This window comes from Vibrio sp. M260118, assembly GCF_036533755.1.
Taxonomy (GTDB): domain Bacteria; phylum Pseudomonadota; class Gammaproteobacteria; order Enterobacterales; family Vibrionaceae; genus Vibrio.
Map to the genome: position 1 here is coordinate 1 of NZ_JATABG010000303.1, position 4,437 is coordinate 4,437.

Annotated in this window: 4 protein-coding genes and 2 tRNA genes; all 6 read left to right on the top strand. The window is 44.3% G+C overall.

Annotated features, from left to right (window positions below):
- Positions 1 to 58 precede the first annotated feature (58 nt).
- Positions 59 to 145, top strand: a tRNA-Leu gene (locus tag QTO00_RS15415).
- A gap of 17 nt (positions 146 to 162) precedes the next feature.
- Positions 163 to 238 (top strand) — tRNA-Gly (locus tag QTO00_RS15420).
- Between the two features lie 278 nt (positions 239 to 516).
- Positions 517 to 1,638 (top strand): methyl-accepting chemotaxis protein, encoded by a 1,122-nt coding sequence (locus tag QTO00_RS15425; RefSeq protein ID WP_331425574.1) that lies wholly within the window; start codon positions 517 to 519, stop codon positions 1,636 to 1,638.
- A 19-nt stretch (positions 1,639 to 1,657) separates the two neighbouring features.
- Positions 1,658 to 2,461: a hypothetical protein gene (locus QTO00_RS15430; protein ID WP_331425575.1), complete on the top strand. Its 804-nt coding sequence runs from the start codon at positions 1,658 to 1,660 to the stop codon at positions 2,459 to 2,461.
- 160 nt (positions 2,462 to 2,621) lie between these two features.
- Positions 2,622 to 3,140: a hypothetical protein gene (locus QTO00_RS15435; protein WP_331425577.1), complete on the top strand. Its 519-nt coding sequence runs from the start codon at positions 2,622 to 2,624 to the stop codon at positions 3,138 to 3,140.
- Positions 3,141 to 3,145: 5 nt separating this feature from the next.
- The coding region (locus tag QTO00_RS15440; protein WP_331425578.1) for a sensor domain-containing diguanylate cyclase at positions 3,146 to 4,437 on the top strand (1,292 nt) is incomplete at its 3' end.

Sequence of the window (4,437 nt, forward strand, 5' to 3'; positions counted from 1 at the left end):
CGATTCCTCAGGGGTCGATATCACAGATGGTGTCTCCGTCACAAATTTAGATTTGTGTGCCCTGGTGGTGGAATTGGTAGACACAAGGGATTTAAAATCCCTCGGCGTTCGCGCTGTGCCGGTTCAAGTCCGGCCCGGGGCACCATCTAATCAACGCTTTATGCGACACTAGCTCAGTTGGTAGAGCGCAACCTTGCCAAGGTTGAGGTCACGAGTTCGAACCTCGTGTGTCGCTCCAAATTACGAAGCCCCAGCAGAAATGCTGGGGCTTTTTGGTATATGTGTGCAATTTTAGTGCAACTCTTCTCATTTTTGCACCATGCTCTACCATCCCCATCCTATGCATCTTCATCGCATATAAATATTAGTTATTAAAAAACAATGCGTTAAGCAGTTTGTGTGACATTATGCAACTTGTGGTGCGCATGTTGCTAATTTATAGACATAACAATAAGTTGGTGTGTATATGAATAAGCACCAAACATGATCAGTATACTCACTAAATAAGGATCGTTTATGCGTGTATATGTTCAGTCGTTGGGCTTGGTTGGGTCTATTCGAGTTCAGTTAGTTCTGCTATTTATCAGTGCACTTCTAGCGGGCTTAGGCTTTCTGCAACAGGGTTTTGCCGTTCTGTTTGTCAGTTCCTTTATGGTGCTATGGGCAATGCAGGCGACAAAGAATGACCAAACTGCATTATCTCACTATATGAAAACTGCTATCGACAAGAAAGTTGAAGCAGACAATCTGGTCATTGATTCAAGTCGAGCAGGGCCGCTGCAGGCATTGTTCCCACTGTTAGACAATTTGGTTCGTTTGAATCATCGCAAATTAAAGTCTGTTCATTCTGTGGGTGATGAAATGCATTACTCAGCGACTGAACTTGCGGGAAATGCTCGTAATGTCGCCGCATATAGTCAGCAGCAAGCAGACATTATTAATACCTCGGCGTCCGCTGCCACTGAAATATCACATAGCATCGAAGAAGTGTCACAGCGTATTGAGCAAACACGACTTTCTGCCGATGAGGGCGATCAGCTTTGTACATTAAGCCAAACCGAAATGCGTAACACACAACAGCAGATGGCGAATGTGGTAAGCAGTGTTAAAAAGACAGAGCAAAGTTTGAAGGTACTTGAAGAGAAAATGGTTTCGATTACCGACATGTCAGACGTCATTCGTGATATGGCAGAGCAAACTAACTTATTATCGTTGAATGCGGCGATTGAAGCCGCGAGAGCAGGGGAACAAGGTCGTGGGTTTAATGTCGTGGCAGAAGAGGTTCGCCGCTTAGCGCAAACTAGTCATGAATCAGCGAGCGCCATAACCCGACAAGTTAAAGAGGTGACAGAGAGTATGGTCTCAGTGGGTGAGCAAGTCAGTGATGTCGCCCAATCGAGCAGTCTCAGTCAGGCTAGCTTAGCCTCTGCACTTGAGGCAACAGAGCAGGTTATCTCGTCTCTCCACAACGTGTCTGACCAGATAAGTGGTATTGCGACGGCTTCAGAGCAACAAACTATTGCGACGAAAGAGATCTCTAAGAGTATGGAAGAGGTGGCTCAGGTCGCGGGTAAAAATGCCATCATGGCAAAAGAGAATGCCAATGTAGCCGAGCATCTTAAAGGGCTAACAGCTTAGTCAATAGGGGATAGTGATAATGATTTCAATGGTTGTAACAACGGCTTTCTTGGGTGCAGGTGTCGCGTTATTTTTAACTATCACCTATTTTTATCGCAAGCGCGCTGATATTGCTCGTCAGTCTCAGGGCCTTACGCTGCTAAAAGAGTTTCGTGTTTTAGTTACTTTGACCCAGCAGCATCGAGGATTAACTAATGGTTTGTTGAACGGTGATAAGTTACTGATGCAGCAAATCAGGCCTATTCAGGCTCAGGTAAACCAAGCAATCTCGAGCTTAGAAGTAGAGCAATGGATCGCTAAAAATGCGGAATGGCAAGATATTAAGCACCGTTGGGAGCAAATCTGTCTTGACCATGAAGTGATGCATCCGGAAATATCCTTGAAACGCCACACCGCACTAATCCGTTGTATACTTTTCTTAGTTGATGATTGCGCCGAACACTACCGTTTATACGAGATAGAGCATGGAGAACAAGGTTCAATACGCTTTTTGTGGCAAGGTATTTTAGTCACTGCTGAGCATATTGGGCAGGCGCGTGCGATAGGTACTGGTGTTGCTGCGGCTCAGGAGTGCAGCAGTGTTGATCGAATTCGTCTCAACTATCTCAATCAGGCCATCGGTCAAATTGATTTTCTTGAAAATAGTAAAACCTTGGATGAGTTAAAAGCGACCATCGAATCTAAGATATTAGTAGATTCGGAAAAAATTTCTCCGAGTGACTATTTTGGTCTCGCGACGGCGGCAATCGAAACTTTGCTGACCAGTTTTGACAAAACACTGGAAGATACTCACAAGAACTTAGCAGGCTCTATGAAGTCTTAGGCATAAACTAATGTGCTACAAAGGAGCTGTAGCAACTGTTATACGAATAAAGATGTAACTAGACCACGTTTTATACATTCACGGTGTGAATTTAATAATAAATAACATAGAATGCCCTCGTTTCAAAAATGTAGACGATTGATTTCTGGGAATGGGGCAAATGTTGAGCACAAAATGGTTAGTCGCAGTTAGCAGCTTGGTAGTAATTTGGTTTAGTTTTGCGGCAAAGGCTGAATCCATTGCATCATTTCCTGACGACTTTCTCGATTGGCCGGTGGTTAAAGAGTCAGCCAACCTACCTGCAGACACGGTTCTTCCGCCTGAAACTTCCCTGTTTATCCAAGAGTCAGTACGTTCTTACAGCTGGATCAATAATGGCGAGGGTTCCCCGCTGACTATCCGTGTAAATCCCGCTAAGATTGAACAATACAAAACTCATGGGCCATATAGTGATGGCATAACTGCGGTAGCAGTATCAGAGGCTCAAGGTATTGTTTGGGTGACCGAACACATAGGCGGCGAAGCCGTGTATGGCAGTTATAACCGTCAGGGTGAAGATATTAGCCATACGCATCCAAGTCTACAGCCTAGTTTTTGCCAAGGATGTCATAGTACTTATAAAGACATATGCGTGAATGGTACCTGTACCGAGCCTGTACTTGGCGTATACAGTGAGTAACACGTTTGACCTTCCGAGATATCTCTCCGCATAGACTGGCGGTAAAGCTATCTATCAATCAGATGCTATTAATATCGCATCTTTTTTTGGTACTGGTACTGATCACTGGTTTTAGTATTACTCGCTATCAAAGTGAGTGGAATAGGCATATCGAATATTCTGCTTCGGTCGCCAAACTCAACCTCGCCCCACATATTTCGTTTTTGTCGAGCTCGGTAGCGGGTATCAACTACGCTAACCTAATGATGCCGACCACGAAGCAGATGCTGTCCTCAATAGAAGACCTTGAGTTTCTCGAGGTCGTAGGGACTTCTGACTACTCTAATCAATCTGTCCAAGTTCGTTATTTCAAGCGTTTTGATTACCTTTGGCGTGAAGATGTTAAAGACGAAGAGATAGAAGAGGGTGAACAAAAACTTGATTTGTTAAGAGCTCAGATAGAACTCGCTAAGTCTGCCGAGAATAAATTACGCCTAGGCAAGCTAGAGTTTATTCAAACGCGAGTACAGCGTGATTATGAAGCTTTGGTCGAGAGTCGCTACATATCTAATAACGTCTATATACCTTGGGCAAAACCGGCTCAAACCCAAGACGCTTTCTATCTAGATGAAGAGCTATGCACATTAAATATTGTCTTGCCGCTAATCAATCAAAATGGCGGCGAGGTTTGGGCTGTTTTTGATGCTAGTGAACTGACGGTGCTTAGGATGTCTCTGATCAAAGAGATTGTCACTGAAGCTGTGATCGCACTATTTATCTCATTAGTACTAATTAGCTGGGTGGCACACTGGATTGTTGCACCGCTTAAGTCGCTCGCCAACCATATGCGCTCAGAAGATATTAATGGTGACAAGGATCTATCCGAGCTTGCCCGCAGTGATGAAATTGGACAACTCGCTAGAGCTTATAAAGGGTTATTGATTAAGCTTGATGATCAGTTGACGGTGCTACGTAATCAATCCGACACAGACCCTTTGACAGGGTTAGGCTCTAGGCATAAATACTCGCGTACTGTACTGCCATATTTGAAGAAAAACTTAGCCCAAGGTCACTACGTTGGATTGGTCGTGTGTGACATCGATAACTTCAAACCTTTCAATGATATATACGGCCACACAGAAGGTGACAATGCCTTAGCTCTGGTTGGCGAGAAGATTAAACTGCATGTTAACCAAAACGATCTTGCGTTCCGTTATGGGGGAGAAGAATTCGTTATTTTCTGCGCAAGAGCAGAGGTGGATGGACTTACCCGCTTTACAGAGCAGCTTTGCCAAGAGATCTCGGTTCTAGGTATTAC

Coding starts and splice junctions, on each gene's coding strand:
- QTO00_RS15425 (WP_331425574.1), top strand. CDS start 517: ATGCGTGTATATGTTCAGTCGTTGGGCTTGGTTGGGTCTATTCGAGTT.
- QTO00_RS15430 (WP_331425575.1), top strand. CDS start 1,658: ATGATTTCAATGGTTGTAACAACGGCTTTCTTGGGTGCAGGTGTCGCG.
- QTO00_RS15435 (WP_331425577.1), top strand. CDS start 2,622: ATGTTGAGCACAAAATGGTTAGTCGCAGTTAGCAGCTTGGTAGTAATT.